The following is a 19,221-nucleotide window of genomic DNA, read 5'->3' as shown; positions in this document are numbered from 1 at the left end:
AGGAGTATGCCTATGCAAATACAGTTAAACCCAACAGGTGTTTTGAACCTTCTATCTCAATTAGAAGTAGACTTACTGCAACAATCATCACATAGTAAGCGCTATCGATTGTTTAGAAACTGTGCACTTGCAGTACTAAATGTTGGTAGCCATACTGACTCAAGTTCAGAAATCTATAATAAATACCAAGATTTTGCTATTCGCCTTATTGCTAGAGAACGCGGAATTAAAATCGAGTTAGATAACCCACCTAGTACGGCTTTTGTTGACGGTGAGATCATCATAGGGATCCACGAACACATTTTTTCTGTCATTCGTGACATCCTTTTTATTTGCCAAAAGCATCAAGAACAAATCGAAGAACCCCGTGAAATCACACATATGGTTTTCGATATGCTTCGTAATGCAGATGCATTACAAGTAAACACAGACCCGAATTTGATCGTTTGTTGGGGTGGCCACTCAATTAACGAAACTGAATATAAATACACCAAGGAAGTTGGGTATCAGCTTGGTTTACGTGGTATGAATATATGTACTGGCTGTGGACCCGGAGCAATGAAGGGCCCAATGAAGGGTGCCACCATTGGTCATGCAAAACAACGTATCACCAGTAATCGCTATTTAGGGTTAACTGAACCCAGTATTATTGCTGCTGAACCGCCTAACCCGATTGTGAATGAATTAGTGATACTGCCTGATATAGAAAAACGTTTAGAAGCGTTTGTCCGTATGTCACATGGTATTATTATTTTCCCAGGAGGTGCGGGAACTGCCGAAGAGTTACTTTATTTACTCGGTATACTACTTCACCCTGAGAACGCTAAGCAATGCTTACCTGTTATTTTAACAGGGCCAAAAGAGTCTGCAGCCTATTTCAATGAGATTTGCGCATTTGTTGAAAGTATTTTAGGTAAAGAAGCACTTAGTAAATTTGAAGTCATTGTTGACGACCCCGAGCTTGTCGCCAAGAAACTCAAAAGCAGTATGGCAGATGTTCGATTATATAGAAAGGAGCAAGGTGACGCATACTATTTCAACTGGACCTTAAAAATTAACAATGAGTTTCAAATGCCATTTGCGCCTACTCACGACAATATGTCTGGTCTTAATTTACATCTAGAACAACCTACACAACAATTAGCCGCCAATCTGCGACGAGCATTTTCTGGAATTGTTGCGGGTAATGTTAAAGATGAAGGAATAAAAGCAATACAAAGCCACGGCCCCTATATTTTAAGTGGTGATACCTCTTTAATGAAAGATATGGATAAACTTCTGCAAGCATTTGTTGATCAAGGTAGAATGAAGCTTCCAGGCAGTAAATATATACCGTGTTATAAAATAAAAGCATGAAAAAAAACTTAGTACTTATTGACGCGCTGAATTTAATTCGGCGCATTTTTGCTGTAGATGTACAACAAAGTCACCACAGTGACCAGCATATAATTTCATCTTGCAAGTCTCGCGTGAAACACGCAACGCAAAAAATAATCAAAGCAACTAACGCAACTCACATGATTGCTATATTTGATGGCGATAAAAGCTGGCGTTATCATTATTTTGAGCAATATAAGCATTCTCGTAAACCTATGCCCAGTTTACTTGCCGATAATTTAAATATTATGGCTGATGCTTTTTCGGAGCTTGGCGTTACAGCATATCGACCATTGCAAGATGAAGCTGACGATATCATTGCAACGTTAGCGGCTAAAGCACAAGCGGGAAGAATTCACTCTACGATTATCTCTACAGATAAAGGTTTTTATCCGCTAACAAGTGAGTACATTAGTGTATTTGACTATTTTAAAAAGAACTGGTTAACGGAGCAAGAAATTACGGAACGTTTCGATGTCCCAAAACATTTACTTATTGATCTCTGGGCGCTCGCTGGAGACAAAACCAACGATATCCCCGGTGTGCCAGGTGTAGGCAATAAATCAGCCTCACAACTGCTAAACAAGTTCGGTGATATTGAGTCAGCACTGGCGAGTGATGATTGCAAACAAAGCTTAAAAAATAAGTTAAATAGCGGCATGGATGATTTTATTATTAGTAAAAATTTAGTCACGTTACGAACCGACATTCATTTAGGCTTCAATTTAAGTCAGATAAGATTGAATCATATACGTTAGTCGCAACTATATTTTTCAAACAATGTGCTTTGCTATACTTAAAGCTAATTATTTGGTGAGCCTTACATGATAAAAAAAGTATTACGTTATATTATTTTGGGGCTAGCGGTTTATGCAGTCATTGTTATGCTTGTCATCAACTTCTACAAGGATGATCCTCAAGCTATGATTTGGCAAGATAGAGAAGCGTTTAATAATCGCTTTATCTCAAAGCTTAAAATAGGGGAACATATTGCTATTGACGACGTACTCGAAACGCTTGGAAGCCCCGATTTGACATTTTTAAAGAAGAAAAACAATGACATTGTTCAAATTGTTTACTTTAGAACTCAACTGGTTAAACCTGATGGGATTACAACCAAAGATGAATGTACTGGTTTGTTATTTAAAAATGGAAAACTGACGCTTTGGGGGCCTAGCGCCTCGGTAGCCTATGAAAAGGCGTTCAATTAGTGCAAGCTTTTAAAGCAAATCCTAACCAACTAAAGCGTCTACTTGAGCATACCCATCAGGCGCTTCGGCTTTACTATAGTAAAGAAAAATGGCCTACAATTTACCCGGTATTAACCCAACTTGCTGAACGGTTTGTGCTATTGTACACACAAGTACCGAATGCCCTTCATGCTCATTTACAGTTTTATGCCAAAAACCATGGCTACACAACAAATTTAGTTGTCAATCAATCGATCCTTATCTGTGCATTATGCAAAGCAAATGGTTACTCACCTGAGTTTACAGAAGAGCTGGTACTTGCTTGTTTATCAGATCACATCTGCAGCACCAATGAAACCAACCGTAAGGCAAGTGGTAAACCTCTTTCATCACAAGAACAAAAATTACTCAACCTACGTCATCAAATTGCTATTAAAATGCTAAATAGTGCTAAAGTCCCTAATGGTCAGTTACAAAGGATACTTGCTCGGCTAGATAAATACACCGCTTCAATAACTGGGGTTAAAAACATACCCTTGTATGACAATACAACGGTGCTTGTATGTTTGTCTAAACGTATAGCCAAAGCGATCACACCCAGACCTCAAGTAAGAACATTTAGTGTCATACAAGCGATAAAGTCACTGTACCTCAATACACATAACGTCTTTGCTCAATCGAGTTTAGTAACACTTGCTCAGCAATTTTCCAACTGCCCGTCAGGAGCAATGGTATCCTATAAAAAAAGTAATGCACTGCTTCTCGCTAAGGAAGGGAAAACTGTAACACTTGCGTTACTAGAAAATACACAAGTAAAAGGTATTGTCAAAACAACTAAGCAATTGAGCTTAATATATAAACCAATTATCACCGATGATAAAACCCTACTATATAGCATCTGGTTTAACGATCTAGTCAGAATGACCCCGTCTGAACTTCCTACCTCTGAGTCTATTTTAGATGCCATTGCTGAATTAGGAAGTGATGAATATGTTGAATTCAAAGCAATAGAAAAAAATATTGCGCCTTTCACACAGCTTGAACATGCGCTACGACAAGCCGCACGGCAGTATAATCGACAAGGTCAAAAGGCTACGACCCTAAGACACTGTTTGACAATGGTAGGGTTAGATACTGCGGGTTTACTGTGTCAACGCGTATTACTTGAAACACTATTAGCCGATAAACCCCACCCTTTCTCCACCGACATATGGTGTAAATATGCCTTATTTAACAAAGTCATTTATGTTTTGACTCAACATTCTAAGTCGGATCTATTTGAAACACTACTTGGCCCGTTCACCGCTGCAATATACTTTATGTTGTCTAAACATGACTCTCAAGTGATGCGACTGATAAAAACGCCATCCGACCAGTTTTCTCAAAAGCCCTTATCCATCGCGCATATTTTTGGATTTGAACAGCTTGATAACGCTGAGTTCGAACAATTTATTCAAAAGTATTTCAAATATTCAAGCATGCACAATGCTTTTGCTGAAACTGAATTGCTGGACAAGCATGCACTTTCAATACACGCCAAATATTTTTCTGCCATCAAGCTCATCGTGGTTATGATGCTGACTGGCAATGACGAGTTAACCACATGGCAAAACCAAATACTCGAATTCACATTAGATGAATTTAGCTGGAAAAGCCGTACACTATTCTTTAATACGCTACTAGAACAATCACCTTATTGCACAACGGAGTGATAAAAATCACTCAAAGTTTATACAAATTGCTGTAAATTCCACCCTTTATCAAGAATATAAATACAAAACATAGTAAGTATAATTACAGGTTATACCAATTAGCCATTCCTAACTGGAATATACCATCATAAATTGATATAAATCGCCCTTAAAAATTCAAGCGAACAGACACCTTCTTACTTTGTTTACTACAATTAAACATTTAGATGCTCAACGTGAGCTGGTGTTATATATATTTTTGATAAAGGAAACCTACCATGGCTAAGCAAACCATTACTGTAATTAAAGGCGACGGCATCGGCCCGAGTATCATTGACTCAGCAATCGAGATCTTAAATGCAGCTGGCTGTGACTTTGATTACGAATTCGTAGATGCAGGTCTTGCAGCTCTTGAAAAAACAGGTGAACTATTACCTCAAGAAACATTAGAGGTGATTGAAAAAAATAAAATCACTTTAAAAGGTCCTTTAACGACTCCAGTTGGCGAAGGCTTCACGTCAATTAATGTAACTTTACGTAAGCAATTTGGCTTATATGCAAATGTACGCCCTGTGAAGTCATTTGAAGGCACAAAAGCACGCTATGACGACATCGATATCATTACGGTTCGTGAAAATACGCAAGGTATGTACTCTGGGCTTGGCCAAGTTGTATCTGATGATGGCAACGAAGCTGAAGCAATGTCAAAAATCACACGCGAAGGTGCTGAAAAAATTGTAACTTTTGCATACGAACTGGCACAGCGAGAAGGTCGTAATAAAGTGACAGCCGTTCACAAAGCGAACATCTTAAAGTCAACATCAGGTTTATTCTTGAAAGTTGCACGTGAAATTGGTGAGCGTTACCCTGATATCGAATCAGCGGAGATGATTGTCGATGCAACATGCATGAAATTAGTAATGACGCCTGAAGAGTTTGATGTCATTGTAACCACAAACCTGTTTGGTGATATTTTATCTGACTTATGCGCTGGTTTAGTTGGTGGTCTGGGCATGGCACCGGGTGCAAATATCGGTGAAAATGCAGCAATATTCGAAGCAGTTCATGGAAGTGCACCTGACATTGCTGGTAAAAACCTTGCAAACCCAACTTCAGTCATTTTAGCGTCAATCCAAATGTTAGAATATTTACAAATGGGTGATACCGCTGAGCGTATTCGAAACGCAGTTGCCGACGTAATCAAAACCGGTGACAGAACAACACGAGATTTAGGTGGTAACCATGGTACCACTGACTTTACACAAGCCGTTATTGACCGCTTATAATTAGAAATAAAGTATCAAAGCCCGCCATAGTGCGGGCTTTTTTGATCTATCAATGTATGTATTTATCACATTTCATCTATCTTTTGAGCCTACTAGCTGCAAACTCAGAAAAGCTACAGCAATTTTACTATTTTGTACATTAGATTAGGTATAAAATACCATAACGGCACAATTGACAGCATAATAAATCCAAAGTAAATCAACAAAGAACAATAAAAAGCAAAAAAAACACTAAAAAAACGACTTTTAGAGTTATTTATGCAATAAAACTGTTTCCCTATTGACTTAATAGCCAAAAACACTTTTAATAACTTTTGTTAATTATTATTTGGATCGTCACCAAAATGAAACGTATTTCTAGCCTTAATGTCCTCGTCCTGGTCTTATATATAAGTCCAGCGGGGCCGTGTTGAGCAAGTTTACGCTTTAACCCCGCAAATGCGGGGTTTTTTTTTGGTCAAATTTATATATTCAGTCGATAACTGAGGAATGAGGATGAATAAAGGGCAATTTAATGGCTCAGAATTAGTCGTAAAAGCACTAAAAGAGCTAGACGTAGAATACATATTCGGTTATCCCGGAGGTTCAGTACTAGATCTATATGATGCACTATTTCAGCAAAATGACGTTAAACATATACTCGTTCGTCATGAACAGGCCGCAACACATATGGCCGATGGATATGCCCGTGCAACTGGTCACGTCGGTGTAGTATTGGCAACCTCGGGACCTGGTGCAACAAACTGTATTACTGGCATTGCAACAGCTTATATGGATTCAATTCCGATGGTAGTACTGTCAGGTCAAGTTCCTTCTAGTTTAATCGGTGATGATGCTTTTCAAGAAACTGATATTGTTGGTTGCTCTCGACCTATTGTTAAGCACAGCTTCAACTGTCGAAACGCACAAGATATTCCCAGTATACTAACAAAAGCCTTTTATTTAGCGGCTAGCGGACGCCCCGGTCCTGTTGTGGTTGAGTTACCTAAAGACATTCTTAATCCACAAACAAAATTCGAATATCAATTTCCTAACAACACTGAAATGCGTACCTACCATCCAAGTGTGAAGGGTCACCCTAAACAAATTAAAAAAGCCGTGAATGCAATATTGGATGCAAAAAAGCTGGTCGTTTATTCTGGCGGCGGCATAATACTGTCTGACACGTCTGAGCAACTTACGGAACTCGTTGAGTCTTTAAATGCACCTATAACTAACACTTTAATGGGACTTGGTGGTATTAGTGGTACTCACCCAAATTTCATTGGCATGCTTGGAATGCATGGGAGTTTAGAAGCGAATAAAGCAATGGCCAATGCCGATGTAATTTTAGCTTTAGGTGCTCGATTTGATGATCGTGTAACCAATAATGTTAAAAAGTTCTGTCCAAATGCGACTATTATTCATGTTGATGTAGACCCTACGTCTATTTCAAAAACAATTCCCGCTCATATTCCTGTTGTAGGTTGCTTAGCCACTGTACTGACGCAACTACAAACGGCACTCGACAATAATGACAAACGTATTGATCGGTCTGCACAAGAAGATTGGTGGCGACAAATAACACAATGGCGAGAAGTTAAGTGTTTAGATTACGCCAAAACGGATGACTGCATAAAACCACAGACAGTCATTGAAAAAGTATATCAAGTGACTAAAGGTGAGGCCTATGTGAGCTCAGATGTAGGTCAACATCAGATGTTCGCAGCGCAATATTACCCCTTTAAACATCCTCGTCAGTGGATTAATTCAGGCGGCCTTGGAACAATGGGGTTTGGTCTACCTGCAGCGATGGGCGTAAAACTCGCATTCCCTGATAAGCACGTTGTCTGTGTTACGGGTGATGGTTCAATCCAAATGAATATACAAGAGTTATCAACTTGTTTGCAATATGGCCTTGCTGTAAAAATCGTGTCTTTAAACAACCGTTCTTTAGGTATGGTCAGGCAGTGGCAAGATATGATGTATGATGGCCGGCATTCAAGTTCCTATATGGAATCTTTACCAGACTTCGTTAAGCTTACTGAAAGCTACGGACACGTGGGTATTCGGGTAGATCACCCTGACCAATTAGATGCTGCGCTAGAAAAAGCATTTTCTATTACAGATAAGCTCGTGTTCCTTGATATTAGAGTAGACGAAAAAGAACATGTGTATCCTATGCAAATAAAGCTGGGGGCAATAGACGATATGTGGCTTAAAAAAGGAGTTAAAGGATAATGCGTAGAATACTCAGTGTTTTGTTGGAGAACGAGCCAGGTGCCTTATCACGTATTGTTGGGCTATTTTCTCAACGAGCTTACAACATCGACAGCTTAACGGTCGGTACAACTGATGATAAGACCTTATCTCGAATTACCATTACAACCCATGGTGACGATAGAGTCGTTGAGCAAATAACCAAACAGGTAAATAAACTTGTTGATGTACTAAAAGTAATTGACTTGACCGATATGCCAAACATCGAACGTGAGTTGCTACTTGTTAAGGTTTATGCAAAAGACGAAGTGACTCGTGCTTCCGTGACACGCATTGCAGATGTATATAATGGGGCAATTATTGATATGGGAAAACAAAGCTATACACTGCAACTAGTAAGTAGTGCAGAGAAAATAGAATCTTTTCTCGATATGTTGCGTCATGAGAGTGACATTATTGAACTGGTTAGGTCTGGTGCGGTGGGTATTGGCAGAGGGGATAAAGCACTTAAAGGCTGACATTTACCCGATACCAAATATATAAAAGGGGCCAAAAGCCCCTTTTTCATACCAAAATTAACGCTTATAGGTTAACTTGATCTTTAAGCCCTTTACCAGCTTTGAAGCTTGGGATATTTGCAGCAGCGATTTGGATCTCATCGCCAGTTTGCGGGTTACGACCTGTGCGCGCAGCACGCTCTTTTACTGAGAAAGTACCAAAACCAACCAGTGCAACTGAATCACCATCTTTTAGAGAGGTAGTTACAGCACCTGTGAACGCTTCAAGAGCACGAGCTGCTGCTGCTTTAGAAATTTCAGCATCTGCCGCCATTTTTTCAACTAGTTGAGCTTTATTCATTATAAGATTCCTATTCATTTATATTTTGCCTGAGCAAAAGCTATGTTTATGCATTTTGACTAGATGTGCAACCATTTCCTTAGCTTTTTCAAAAAAAATCGATGTAACTCAGTAGTGGCGCGCATTCATTGCACATTTTGCGTTAAATCTAATCAGCGAATACAAATTAGCAAGGCATTAATGATTAAGCAATAGCTTATGCCTAATGTTCCTAGAAATTTGTTGTTATTGCCCGATATAACGTCCGTACAGCGACACTATAAACAGCCCAAATTGCTGAAAATGCGAACCAAAAGTCCACTAACGAAAAATCAATCGTCAGTGCACCAAACTTTTCGCCTGCTTGGTAACTTAACGGTGCAAATACGGCAAACAAGCACATTGCTTGCCATACACCTAACGACATTACCTTTTTAAGTGATTCATTAAACGTCAGTATGAAAGCCACCCAAATCCCGACTAACCATACAGGTATTGTTGGACTACCATAATTTATTATACCGAGTGATATTGACAGTATTTCCAGTAATAACGATACGGGCAACAAACATATCACCAAAAACCCGCTCTGCTTTTTGTTACTCACAAAAATAAACATGGCAGCTATGCAAACAAGTATAAAAAAAATAGCATCAGCCTGCATAAACAGCGCACTAAACCAACATAATTGGAATAGGCTGAAATTAATAACTAAGCGTACTTTTGCACTCGGTCGATACATACCTTGGCTTCCTCGCTATTAGATGGACGGTACTTGTCGCTCGCTGCTTAAATGCACCTTCACAGTAACTTAAGTAGAATAGCCAAAGTCGTTTAAAACGCTCGTCAAATTTACTATGGTCTAGCTTTGGCCACGCCTCAATAAACCTTACACGCCAATCGTTTAGAGTACGGGCATAATGTAAACCAATATCCGAAACCTCATGAACCACCATATCAGTGCCGTTTTTAATCTGAATATGCATTTGTTCTAGCGATGGTAAACACCCTCCAGGAAAAATATGCTGTTGAATAAAATCAGATTTTTTTAGGTAATGGTCATACCTTTGGCATGCAATTGTTATTGCTTGGATAAGCATGGCACCAGAGGGTTTCAATAATCTATTACATTTATCAAAAAAGCTCGGTAGATAATCATGACCTACTGCTTCAATCATCTCTATAGACACCAACTTATCAAACTGACCCGTTAGTTCTCGGTAGTCGCTTTTTAGCAAAGTAATTTTACTCTCAAGCTGGTTACGCTTAATCAAGTTTTCAACGTAGGTATACTGCTCTTCAGAAATTGTTGTCGTTGTTACATGGCATCCAATGTTTTGCGCAGCATATATTGCGAATGCCCCCCATCCAGTGCCTATTTCTACAACTTTATCTGTTGCTTGTATATCCAGTTTGCGGCATATAACCGCCAGTTTGTTATTTTGGGCTTGCTCTAAAGTCGTATTTGGATGCTGATATATCGCGCTAGAATAAAGCATTTCTTTACTCAAAAATGCAGAGTAAAGTTCGTTACCTAAATCGTAATGCGCAGCGATATTCTTTTTTGAGCCCGCTTTTGAATTTTGATTTTTAAGATGCGCAAGCTTATTAGCCAAACCACTTAAAGCTGAAAATTTCCTCTCAAAATCATCCAGTTGACTCTGGTTTATAGCAAATATTTCTATCATTTTAGTTAAGTCATTGCATTTCCAATGACCATCTATGTAGGCCTCACCAGCACCAACACTTCCTCCAAGTGCAAACTGCTTATACATCTGGTCATTGAGAACCGTTATTACACAAGACAACGTGCTATGCTCTGAGCCAAAGGTATAGGTCTGCGCGCCCTCTATCACAGTTATATAGCCCTCTTCAATCTTACCAAAAGCCGAAAGAACTAATTTTTTATATAAGCCAGTTAGCCAACTAGATGTTGCACGTATTTTTAAATCTGAGGTATTTTCCATTTTATGATCCTGGGTGCCCGATAAACGGCACTTTTTTCAAAAACAACCTTAACGCCTGCCAATAAATACCTTTAAAAATTGATACTGTCATTGCAGGGAATCGCTTTAAAATAAACGTGATATTTTCCCTTGATAGCGTATACCGTTTAAGTCTCAGGGTTGCATCAAAGAGTCGTGTTTGCTCACGTCTATTTTCAATATGAATCAAGGTGCTAGCAGCCGGCGCTCGAACAGACCAGTGATAATGCATATCCAAATTCATAAAAGGAGATACGTGAAAAACTTTTTTAAAGTTCACTTTTCTATCTAAATAAACTAAATAACAATGGCACTCATTCCACGGTGTATTACTGACTTCAGCCACCATATGCGTAAACTTACCATTGGGATCAGCGAAAAAATAAAAGTTGACTGGGCTGAAATATAAGCCAAAGCACCTTAATTGACACAACATCATGACGCTATCTGAACTGGGTTGTGCGCCTAATTGAGCGCTCACTTTTAGGGCTCTGTCTTTTAATTGCCCAGTGAACCCTTTTAAATAGTCATTTTGCTTGAATCGCAACGGCTTAAAATAATTAGTTCCAAACCAAGGATGAACCGCATTTAAGTGACCTAACTCATCTAAATCAATCCACGCCATATACATAGGATACTTGAACTTATGCTCAATGGGTTCGAGACGTCTGTGACTTACATCACCAAGGTATAACGCACTATTTAACCCCATTTAAAACTCAACCCCAAATTGCCTCGCCACATCTACTGCACTTTTAACTCCATCTTCATGAAACCCATTAAACCAATAAGCCCCGCAAAAGTAGCTATTATGTTTACCATCGATAAGTGCTTTTTTCTTTTGAGCATCAATACTTGTTTGATTAAACACAGGGTGATGATACGTAAATCTACGCAGCACCTTTGAATCATCAATACCCTTATCATAATTTAGGGTCACACACAGCGGCTGTTCACTTTCAATACCTTGTAGGATATTCATTTGATAGGTCACTACTGCGGCTGCATCTGCATTACCATCTAATAAATAATTCCAACTAGCCCAAGCTGCATCACGCTTCGGAAGCATGCTTTTATCGGTATGTAATACAACAGAGTTTTCAGTGTAGGCCATACTCCCCAATATTTGTGCTTCATCCTCAGTTGGCGCCTCTAGCAAAGCCAGTGCTTGATCGGAATGACAGGCAAAAACAATTTCGTCAAATAACTGCACTTGCCCATCCTCCATCACAAGCTCAACCCCCGCCTCGTTTCTACGTACTGTTTCAATGTTGGCATTTAAATGAATTGCATTTTTGAACGACTCAATTAAAGGCGTAATATATGAACGAGATCCTCCAGGTATGACATACCACTGAGGTCGATTAGCTATATCCAACAAACCGTGGTTGAAAAAAAACTTCACAAAAAACTGCGCTTCAAATTCACTCATTTTTGCAATGCTTGTTGACCAGATAGCAGCGCCCATTGGTAAAATATAGTGAGTTTTAAAAAATTCATTAAAGTTATGCTGTGTAAGCAACGCTCCTAGAGTGGAACAACACGAATAATCATTACTATAATACAGCTGCTTACATAGTTTGTTAAATCTCACGATATCGTATAACAATCGCCAAAAGGTCGGCCGAAATATGTTTCGTCGCTGTGCAAACAAAGAAGTAAATGTATGACCATTATATTCAAACTCGCTTTGAGTATTCTGGACACTGAAGCTCATTTGCGTCGGTTGCCTCGAGATACCGATCTCACTCAGCAATTTCTCAAACTTTGGGTAGGTACGATCATTGAATACAATAAACCCAGTATCTATGGCATGCATTTGACCATCAACTTCAACGTCGACTGTCGCAGTGTGCCCACCAACATAATCATTTTTTTCAAACACGGTTACATTGTGATTAGGTACTTTACTTAGTAGATAAGCGGCTGTCATTCCAGAAATACCACTGCCTATTATTGCTATATTTTTCATCGAGATATTCCTTTTGCTATTGGTCTCCATAACCCAAAAGGTAGCATTTGGAGTAATTTCATTATAATTGTTAAACGTTTCGGAAAATGAATGTCCTTTCTCCGTTTAATAATACCAGCAGTGATACATGCAACGGCTTTGTCTACAGTTACAGCCATAGGCATCGGAAAATCATTTTTATCAGTCAGCGGGGTTTTTACAAACCCTGGGTGCACCAATGTCACGTCTATGTCTGTTAAATCAATCGACAGTGACTGCGCTAAATAAGACACCGCGGCTTTTGATGCGCCGTACGCCTGCGCCCTAGGAAGAGCTAAAAATGCAGCACTAGAGCTGACAATAACAAGCTGTCCACCTGACTTTACTTTTGGCAATAGCTGCTCTAAGCAGTAACCAATTGACACCAAATTAACTTGTATAATTCGCTCAAACAAAGCACTATCGAACGCCTTAGCATCATCTATGTATTCACAATTTCCTGCATTTAAAATTAAAATATCCAATGCTGGTAGATTTCCTGTGGCATCTTGAATACTTCCCAGATCTGTTACATCAAATTGCAACGCTGTAACTTTGGGTAACCGACTGAGTTCAAGCAATGCATCTTTATTTCTACCACAGGCAAAAACTTCGTCGTTTAACGCGTAATATTCAGCTAAGCCTCTACCAATACCTGAGGTTGCTCCTGTAATAAGTATTTTTTTCATTCTCCCGACGCCTTTCTGTCAACCACTTTAATGACAGAACTCAGTACCGGTAATTGACGATACAACAATTCACCAACATCAAAATAATCCCTATGATGAATCACTTTTTCCTCCTTAAACATCAACTTGCTATGCCCATTCACTACAATTTCACAGCCTGAATTTAGGCGTGGATGAATATAGCGCATTTGCCAGTAGACGAAGCCATAATTGTCTATTGCAAATTTGTCTTCTATTTCAAAATGAATTGCACTAACATTTGTATATAAATGCGCAAAATACTGAGTTAAATCAGCAAGCCCTTCTACCTGATGAAGCGGGTCAACAAAAGTAATATCTCGGTGGTATACATCCACAAGTACCGCTAAGTTATCAACACGTAAAACATCATACATGCCGATAAATCTATCTAAAATAGGTCCCATATCAAACCTTAAATGCGTCCAATGCGCGCTGCCGTGCCGCTTTATGCTCAACAATCGCTGATGAATAATTACAGGTTGGTGACTCCGCTAAATACTCATGTGGAAAATGAATATATTTATTTGGAACATCAACCAGCTCAGGTACATAGGTACGAATGAAGGCGCCTTCAGGATCAAATTTTTTGCTTTGTGTGATCGGGTTAAATATCCTAAAGTACGGTTGGGCATCACATCCCGTACTCGCAGCCCATTGCCATCCTCCGTTATTGCTTGCCAAATCTCCATCAATTAACTTGCTCATAAAGTAACGTTCTCCCTTACGCCAATCTATCAGTAAGTGTTTAGTCAAAAAACTGGCTACGATCATTCTTAATCGATTGTGCATCCATCCAGTTTGATTGAGCTGACGCATAGCAGCATCAACAATTGGGTAGCCCGTATTGCCCGTGCACCAAGCTTTAAATTGCGCGTCACTATCTTGCCAAATTACGGTGTCATATTTACGATTAAAGTTCTTGTACTGGCACAAAGACGGAAAAGCACTGATTAAATGCCGATAAAACTCGCGCCATATCAACTCGTTAATCCAAGTAAATTCACGCTTACTAGGTGTTTGAAGAATATCAGGATAATAGTATTGTACTTCAGCCAGTAATTGCTTAACTGAAATCGCCCCAATGGCGATATAAGGACTTAACCCGGATGTCCCTTTTATGCTTGGTACATCGCGATGTATTGAATAATGAGTACACTTCTCTTGTACAAAACGACTGGCTATGCCAAATAGATTCTCATCGTCAACAGGCCACTTTTGAGACGAATTGTCGGTATTCAAACATTCAGGTGTTTGCCACTCAATTGAAGGGGTTGTTTGGGCAACCACCCTCCAAGGTTTGACTATGAACATCTGTTGCTCATAAATTTTTAGCCACGCCTTTTTAAACGGCGTGAAAACTTTAAACATCTCACTGTTTTTAGTCACCACCGTAGTGGGTTTAGCAATCACGTCACCATCAAATAACCTTAAGTTAATGCCTATTGATCTACATTGCTCGTCTCTTAAAACCTCATTAATTTCATACTCTTTATTGGCAAAAATTTGTTCGATATCGTTTGCTACACAAAAATGCTTTAACAGAGCAGGTATTTCTGCATAAGTATCAGCTACTTCCACATGCAAGTTGATACCGAATTGGGCCAATTTCCTTCCCAAATAGTCCACTCTTCTCTTGATGAGATCAAACTGAATCGGTGCAGCACCGTGCTTACCAATCCATTGCCTTTCACAGATAAAAAAAAGCGCCGATTTGGCGCCGTTTTCAATTGCCTCAATTAACGCTTCATTGGCGAAGCACCTAAGATCCCGTCGAAACCAAAACAAGGTGCCCATTAAATGCCAAACCTCAGTTTTAACGCATTAGGGTATGGATTAAAGTACACCTGCTCAGTCAAGTAATCATTACTATGGACGGTTAAATGGTGTTTCAGTAAGGTGAGAGGAACATATAAAGGCACGATCCCTTCTCGGTACTGCTCAATCGCTTCACATAATTCCTGCTTCTCGATTTTAGATAACACATTCTTAAAATACCCTTGCAAATGACTGAGTGTATTAGCTTGGTTTTTACGTGAAGCAGGCCTAGATAACCCTTGCATTAAATGACTTATATACTGCGCTTTTATCTCTTCAATATCATGCCCTACTGCATTACCTAACAATCTACCCAGTGCTTTATACGCTTCGTAATTATGACTCATTAACAAGTATTTATGTTTGGCATGAAAACGTGTCAGCTCATGCACCCCAACACAATCTAAATTCAACGTTTGCCAATGTTTATAGACATAGACACGCATAACAAAATTTTCTCTCAGGTGTCGGTCGCTCAATCGCCCATTCTCTTCACACGGCAAATTCGGATTATGTTTCATTATTTGCGCTGCAAAAAAACCTATGCCTTCAGAAGAGTTCCCGGTACCAGCTTCATTGTATACTTTGACCCGCTCCATGCCGCAGCTTGGACTTTTTGCACAAAACACAAACCCAGACAACTCTTTTGCCTGTTCAGTCGCAACTCGCTCTCCATATGCCGTCAAACTCTGCCCTACATCTCCGCTGCCATCTGGCCGGCACACCTTTATTGTATCGCCTACACGGACCTGCCTTATTGTTGCTCTAGGGATTGACATTCCCACGGCAACTTCTGGGCAAAACTTCTTGTACTCAACATAGTTCCCTAATTCATCCATACAAAAGTTAGAGCGTTTGTGGCCCGTGTCAAAGCGAACTTTTTCACCAGCAAGACAAGCACTGATCCCTATTTGAATAGTTGACTCAAAAGCTTCCATAACCACCCCTTAATAAATAAGATTGCCAATTGGGTTCAACAACTTACTGAGCCCTTTATTAAAATGTAACGCACTATTAACCAGAGTAAAGCACAGGCAACCGTTTTCAGTGCGCGGCGTATGTGAATGTCGCCCGTCCAACCAAATAAAATCTCCTGCAACGTAGGTTCCAGACTCGTCTTCGAAGCTTCCATCTAACAATAGCGTTAACTCAAAGCCTGTATGAGTATGGTTCGGTATTTCCCCTCCAGGCGCTATTTGTAATAAACTCGCCCTTAATTCCCCATCTTCTAAATCTAGACGCGACCGAGACAGTTTTCCTACCTGAGAGAAGTCTGACCGCTCGATACTCGCAATCGCTCTGGGTACAATCACTTCTTTTGCTTGATATTGTAACGATTGAGGGATGTATCTGTGTACCTGAGTGATCGAATCATCAGACGTTATGTTGCTCAGCATCTCAGCAAAATCTACGTCAGTGGTTGAATCACCATCCAAATCATTATCAATCTGAACAAAATACCTTTCACTACTATCGTTTTCCAAGGCCTTCACTTGTTTGGCACAACAGGGACATAGCTCCAAATGCGCTGAAATAGCAATACTCAAAGACGCCGGTAATGTACCCTCGGCAAACTGTGTTAACATTTCTTGTGTAGGGTGATGCTTAATCATGACTATCTCCCATTTCCGCTCTTAATTTTTGTAAAGCGAGACGTAACCTCGATTTGACAGTCCCCACAGGGATGTTTAACTGCTCAGCGAGTTGTTCCTGCGACATTTCCTGAAAGTAAACCCCCTTTACAACTTCTTGTTGCGCCTTGGGTAAACAACTAATGTACTTCTGAATCTGCTTTTCCTGTAGATGGTCATTAAAACCATCATTGCTACATTCGCTTTCTTGCAAAGTCGGCCAAATGTCTTCGCTTATCTGGTCTTCTTTTTTGCTTTTTATTTTTCGCAGTGCGTCAAACGATGCATTTCTCATAACCGTGTAGACCCACGTTGTCGCCGCCCCTTTGTCTTGACTATACAAATGTGCTTTTCGCCAAACTGACGTCATTGTGTCTTGAACTAGCTCCATCGCCATTGCTTCAGAACCATATTGCTTTATTCCAAATCGCTTTATTTTGGGTGCAAAGTATTTAAACAAGACCGCAAACGCGGTTTTGTCTCGTTGCTCTGCAACCTTAACTAATGCACTAGAAAGTGCTTTTGTAGGAGTATCTTCCATACATTTAGTGTGTCCAGACTTTTGCGGTACAGCTGTACTCGATAACTGGCTAACCATAAACTATGCCTCGTTTGTGCTTACTAAAAGACAATACGTATATTATTACCAGCGCGATCACTTAGATTCGATTAAAACAGTATGAAGGAAATCAACAACTTGTTCAAAGTCTGTCACAGTCTTTATTTTTTCTTTTTGTCCATTCTCAAGCGGCAATAATTCCAGCCATCGAGAAGCGACCCAAACCGGTGTATCAAAAGCTTGTTCTTTATAAAGTGAGTTAATATGTGGATGATTTTTGAATGTTTCTTCTAACATTGTGGCCAATTCAATATGATGACAGCGCTTAGAATCTAAATTACTTCTCCAAAGCGACCTTTTTTCAAAAATCATATCTCCATAGCAAAGCTGAGTGCTATCCTCGACAACATTGGTAATGTTCACATTGGATAAAGCGTAAACATCGACAAGAAGATAGCCGCTTTCATCTTGCGAAAAATCCACAATTTCAACATAAACACCTTCAAATATTGCCCCTTTATTGGCTGTATTGTCGGTATTACACAGCACAAATCCTGTTTCGCTTTTTAACGACTCTTTTACCATGCGAAGATATCTCTCTTCAAAAATTCGTAAGCGAGTATACCCTTGTGGCAGTAAAAAGATCGGGAGCGGGAAAATAGCACATTTCATTGGCAACGATTACATTAGATAACTTTGTAAATAATACGCTGCACAGGGACTATCAGATCAACTACATCATTTAAAGTCCCGATTACTCAACACCATTGAAACTCCGTCATATTAATTTTATCATTTTTAAATACAATTCCTTCTTCTTGTAAGCGTCCTTTTTGTTCATTAAATTTTTCTGAGCCAGCAGGAAATGAGATCTTACCCTGACTATTTACCACTCGGTGCCAGGGCAATGTTGTACCTTCAGGAAGGTTTTTCAATAGCCGACCGACGGCCCTCGCTTGACGGGGTAACCCAGCTAAGTTAGCCAATTGGCCATAAGCCACAACTTTACCACTGGGAACACTGCCTATTAATGTAAACAGTAATTGCTTATGCTCATCTTCCATACACTTTCCCTAATTCTTGAAAATCAGACCATACTTTACGAGCTACGGGTCCATGGTGTTTGCTATGTTGGCGAAATACATGGATCCCCGCAGTAAAAGAGTCTTGTCGATCGGTAATCGTAATGCGTTCTAGTAATCCTGCATCTAATTCATTTTGGCAGTGGCTCAGGCTTATCATTGCGAAGCCTAACCCTGATAATAAAAATGACTTAATTGATGCGATATCATCGAGTTTCATTACATTTGTGCCGCGAACATAAGCAAGCCGTTCACTATCAAAATCAAAACCACTTTCGAACATAGCTAAGCATGGGTAATTGGCAAGCGCCTCATAAGATAAGGCGTTGGGAAGTAAACCTGTTTTTGCGACTAATCCAAGCTTAAACTCCCCTACTGCTATCGAGTCTAAATCTCCTGTGGAATGAAACAAATCAAACCACGGCCCAATGCCTAAATCGGCATCGCCGCTATTAACTTGTTCTAACGCGACAAACCGTTTGCCACTGGTAATGGCTATTTCGGTTTGAGTATACTGCTTAAACACCGACGCAATAACTTGATTGTAAGCACTTTGATGGCATAGTGGTTCATAGCATATCGTTAACTTTGCTTCATTTCCTGCAGAGAATTCATTGGCCATGATTTGTAAATCATCTCTTATTCCAATTAACTTCGTAGACTCTTTATAAAACCGCTGACCATGGTCCGTTAAGACCACGCGATAATTTTGCCTGTCGAACAACTTAAATCCCAATTGACTTTCAAGTCGTTTCATAGCCTGCGTGATCGCAGGCTGCGTTTTATATAGCTTTTGTGCCGCCTCGTTTAAACTTCGAGAATGGGCCACAACGTGTAACATTTCAATATCACTTATCTTCATAATAAAT

At 39.7% G+C, this 19,221-nt stretch carries 21 protein-coding genes; 7 read left to right on the top strand and 14 right to left on the bottom strand.

The genetic code is table 11. The features are described from left to right. Nucleotides 1-12 precede the first annotated feature (12 nt). The 7 genes from ppnN (at nucleotide 13) to ilvN (ending at nucleotide 8,261) form a co-directional block, all read left to right on the top strand. Nucleotides 13-1,356, top strand: coding sequence for a nucleotide 5'-monophosphate nucleosidase PpnN (gene ppnN, locus PAUR_RS18665; RefSeq protein WP_192509244.1), 1,344 nt, complete (start codon nucleotides 13-15; stop codon nucleotides 1,354-1,356). After that, nucleotides 1,353-2,135: a flap endonuclease Xni gene (gene xni, locus PAUR_RS18660; RefSeq protein WP_192509243.1), complete on the top strand. Its 783-nt coding sequence runs from the start codon at nucleotides 1,353-1,355 to the stop codon at nucleotides 2,133-2,135. Before ppnN ends, xni begins: the two co-directional genes overlap by 4 nt. Nucleotides 2,136-2,201: 66 nt before the next feature. After that, nucleotides 2,202-2,588 (top strand): DUF3192 domain-containing protein, encoded by a 387-nt coding sequence (locus PAUR_RS18655; RefSeq protein ID WP_192509242.1) that lies wholly within the window; start codon nucleotides 2,202-2,204, stop codon nucleotides 2,586-2,588. Beyond that, nucleotides 2,588-4,279, top strand: coding sequence for a hypothetical protein (locus tag PAUR_RS18650; protein WP_192509241.1), 1,692 nt, complete (start codon nucleotides 2,588-2,590; stop codon nucleotides 4,277-4,279). Before PAUR_RS18655 ends, PAUR_RS18650 begins: the two co-directional genes overlap by 1 nt. A gap of 257 nt (nucleotides 4,280-4,536) precedes the next feature. Then, entirely contained in the window at nucleotides 4,537-5,544 is a 1,008-nt protein-coding gene (locus PAUR_RS18645) for an isocitrate dehydrogenase (RefSeq protein WP_192509240.1), read from the top strand. 495 nt (nucleotides 5,545-6,039) lie between these two features. Continuing rightward, nucleotides 6,040-7,764 (top strand): acetolactate synthase 3 large subunit, encoded by a 1,725-nt coding sequence (locus PAUR_RS18640; RefSeq protein WP_192509239.1) that lies wholly within the window; start codon nucleotides 6,040-6,042, stop codon nucleotides 7,762-7,764. Continuing rightward, nucleotides 7,764-8,261: an acetolactate synthase small subunit gene (gene ilvN / locus PAUR_RS18635; RefSeq protein ID WP_192509238.1), complete on the top strand. Its 498-nt coding sequence runs from the start codon at nucleotides 7,764-7,766 to the stop codon at nucleotides 8,259-8,261. Before PAUR_RS18640 ends, ilvN begins: the two co-directional genes overlap by 1 nt. 64 nt (nucleotides 8,262-8,325) lie before the next feature. On the opposite strand, the gene PAUR_RS18630 is transcribed toward ilvN, so the two are convergent. The 14 genes from PAUR_RS18630 to PAUR_RS18565 form a co-directional block, all read right to left on the bottom strand. Further along, nucleotides 8,326-8,601, bottom strand: coding sequence for an HU family DNA-binding protein (locus PAUR_RS18630; protein ID WP_192509237.1), 276 nt, complete (start codon nucleotides 8,599-8,601; stop codon nucleotides 8,326-8,328). A gap of 211 nt (nucleotides 8,602-8,812) precedes the next feature. Next, nucleotides 8,813-9,322, bottom strand: coding sequence for a DUF2878 domain-containing protein (locus tag PAUR_RS18625; protein ID WP_192509236.1), 510 nt, complete (start codon nucleotides 9,320-9,322; stop codon nucleotides 8,813-8,815). Continuing rightward, nucleotides 9,285-10,547 (bottom strand): SAM-dependent methyltransferase, encoded by a 1,263-nt coding sequence (locus PAUR_RS18620; protein ID WP_192509235.1) that lies wholly within the window; start codon nucleotides 10,545-10,547, stop codon nucleotides 9,285-9,287. Before PAUR_RS18620 ends, PAUR_RS18625 begins: the two co-directional genes overlap by 38 nt. A gap of 1 nt (nucleotide 10,548) precedes the next feature. Beyond that, entirely contained in the window at nucleotides 10,549-11,277 is a 729-nt protein-coding gene (locus PAUR_RS18615; RefSeq protein WP_192509234.1) for a DUF1365 domain-containing protein, read from the bottom strand. After that, complete coding sequence (locus PAUR_RS18610; RefSeq protein WP_192509233.1) at nucleotides 11,278-12,537, bottom strand: NAD(P)/FAD-dependent oxidoreductase; 1,260 nt, start codon at nucleotides 12,535-12,537, stop codon at nucleotides 11,278-11,280. It lies immediately after the preceding gene. Then, nucleotides 12,534-13,244: an SDR family NAD(P)-dependent oxidoreductase gene (locus PAUR_RS18605; RefSeq protein ID WP_192509232.1), complete on the bottom strand. Its 711-nt coding sequence runs from the start codon at nucleotides 13,242-13,244 to the stop codon at nucleotides 12,534-12,536. The genes PAUR_RS18610 and PAUR_RS18605 overlap by 4 nt, the downstream gene beginning before the upstream one ends. Continuing rightward, nucleotides 13,241-13,669, bottom strand: coding sequence for a nuclear transport factor 2 family protein (locus PAUR_RS18600; RefSeq protein ID WP_192509231.1), 429 nt, complete (start codon nucleotides 13,667-13,669; stop codon nucleotides 13,241-13,243). The genes PAUR_RS18605 and PAUR_RS18600 overlap by 4 nt, the downstream gene beginning before the upstream one ends. A gap of 1 nt (nucleotide 13,670) precedes the next feature. After that, entirely contained in the window at nucleotides 13,671-15,059 is a 1,389-nt protein-coding gene (gene phrB / locus PAUR_RS18595; RefSeq protein ID WP_192509230.1) for a deoxyribodipyrimidine photo-lyase, read from the bottom strand. Further along, the gene (locus PAUR_RS18590; protein ID WP_192509229.1) at nucleotides 15,059-16,018 is read right to left on the bottom strand and encodes a YbgA family protein; all 960 of its coding nucleotides are present in this window, start codon (nucleotides 16,016-16,018) and stop codon (nucleotides 15,059-15,061) included. Before PAUR_RS18590 ends, phrB begins: the two co-directional genes overlap by 1 nt. A 9-nt stretch (nucleotides 16,019-16,027) precedes the next feature. Further along, on the bottom strand, nucleotides 16,028-16,693 hold the full coding sequence (locus PAUR_RS18585) for a ChrR family anti-sigma-E factor (protein ID WP_192509228.1): 666 nt from the start codon (nucleotides 16,691-16,693) through the stop codon (nucleotides 16,028-16,030). Then, on the bottom strand, nucleotides 16,686-17,309 hold the full coding sequence (locus tag PAUR_RS18580; RefSeq protein ID WP_192509227.1) for a sigma-70 family RNA polymerase sigma factor: 624 nt from the start codon (nucleotides 17,307-17,309) through the stop codon (nucleotides 16,686-16,688). Before PAUR_RS18580 ends, PAUR_RS18585 begins: the two co-directional genes overlap by 8 nt. A gap of 57 nt (nucleotides 17,310-17,366) precedes the next feature. Next, complete coding sequence (locus PAUR_RS18575; protein WP_192509226.1) at nucleotides 17,367-17,942, bottom strand: LON peptidase substrate-binding domain-containing protein; 576 nt, start codon at nucleotides 17,940-17,942, stop codon at nucleotides 17,367-17,369. Between the two features lie 86 nt (nucleotides 17,943-18,028). Next, nucleotides 18,029-18,334, bottom strand: a complete 306-nt coding sequence (locus tag PAUR_RS18570) for an MGMT family protein (RefSeq protein ID WP_192509225.1) — start codon at nucleotides 18,332-18,334, stop codon at nucleotides 18,029-18,031. Next, nucleotides 18,324-19,214: a LysR family transcriptional regulator gene (locus PAUR_RS18565; protein WP_192510140.1), complete on the bottom strand. Its 891-nt coding sequence runs from the start codon at nucleotides 19,212-19,214 to the stop codon at nucleotides 18,324-18,326. Before PAUR_RS18565 ends, PAUR_RS18570 begins: the two co-directional genes overlap by 11 nt. Nucleotides 19,215-19,221 lie beyond the last annotated feature (7 nt).

Source organism: Pseudoalteromonas aurantia 208 (assembly GCF_014858725.1).
Lineage (GTDB): Bacteria > Pseudomonadota > Gammaproteobacteria > Enterobacterales > Alteromonadaceae > Pseudoalteromonas > Pseudoalteromonas aurantia.
Note: the sequence above shows the minus strand (reverse complement) of the source record. Positions and strands in the feature narration are given on the sequence as shown.

Coding starts and splice junctions, on each gene's coding strand:
- PAUR_RS18640 (WP_192509239.1), top strand. CDS start 6,040: ATGAATAAAGGGCAATTTAATGGCTCAGAATTAGTCGTAAAAGCACTA.
- PAUR_RS18615 (WP_192509234.1), bottom strand. CDS start 11,277: ATGGGGTTAAATAGTGCGTTATACCTTGGTGATGTAAGTCACAGACGT.
- PAUR_RS18575 (WP_192509226.1), bottom strand. CDS start 17,942: ATGAAATGTGCTATTTTCCCGCTCCCGATCTTTTTACTGCCACAAGGG.
- PAUR_RS18630 (WP_192509237.1), bottom strand. CDS start 8,601: ATGAATAAAGCTCAACTAGTTGAAAAAATGGCGGCAGATGCTGAAATT.
- PAUR_RS18610 (WP_192509233.1), bottom strand. CDS start 12,537: ATGAAAAATATAGCAATAATAGGCAGTGGTATTTCTGGAATGACAGCC.
- PAUR_RS18600 (WP_192509231.1), bottom strand. CDS start 13,669: ATGGGACCTATTTTAGATAGATTTATCGGCATGTATGATGTTTTACGT.
- PAUR_RS18655 (WP_192509242.1), top strand. CDS start 2,202: ATGATAAAAAAAGTATTACGTTATATTATTTTGGGGCTAGCGGTTTAT.
- PAUR_RS18580 (WP_192509227.1), bottom strand. CDS start 17,309: ATGGTTAGCCAGTTATCGAGTACAGCTGTACCGCAAAAGTCTGGACAC.
- ilvN (WP_192509238.1), top strand. CDS start 7,764: ATGCGTAGAATACTCAGTGTTTTGTTGGAGAACGAGCCAGGTGCCTTA.
- PAUR_RS18565 (WP_192510140.1), bottom strand. CDS start 19,214: ATGAAGATAAGTGATATTGAAATGTTACACGTTGTGGCCCATTCTCGA.
- PAUR_RS18605 (WP_192509232.1), bottom strand. CDS start 13,244: ATGAAAAAAATACTTATTACAGGAGCAACCTCAGGTATTGGTAGAGGC.
- PAUR_RS18645 (WP_192509240.1), top strand. CDS start 4,537: ATGGCTAAGCAAACCATTACTGTAATTAAAGGCGACGGCATCGGCCCG.
- phrB (WP_192509230.1), bottom strand. CDS start 15,059: ATGGGCACCTTGTTTTGGTTTCGACGGGATCTTAGGTGCTTCGCCAAT.
- PAUR_RS18625 (WP_192509236.1), bottom strand. CDS start 9,322: ATGTATCGACCGAGTGCAAAAGTACGCTTAGTTATTAATTTCAGCCTA.
- PAUR_RS18585 (WP_192509228.1), bottom strand. CDS start 16,693: ATGATTAAGCATCACCCTACACAAGAAATGTTAACACAGTTTGCCGAG.
- PAUR_RS18620 (WP_192509235.1), bottom strand. CDS start 10,547: ATGGAAAATACCTCAGATTTAAAAATACGTGCAACATCTAGTTGGCTA.
- PAUR_RS18570 (WP_192509225.1), bottom strand. CDS start 18,334: ATGGAAGATGAGCATAAGCAATTACTGTTTACATTAATAGGCAGTGTT.
- ppnN (WP_192509244.1), top strand. CDS start 13: ATGCAAATACAGTTAAACCCAACAGGTGTTTTGAACCTTCTATCTCAA.
- PAUR_RS18590 (WP_192509229.1), bottom strand. CDS start 16,018: ATGGAAGCTTTTGAGTCAACTATTCAAATAGGGATCAGTGCTTGTCTT.
- xni (WP_192509243.1), top strand. CDS start 1,353: ATGAAAAAAAACTTAGTACTTATTGACGCGCTGAATTTAATTCGGCGC.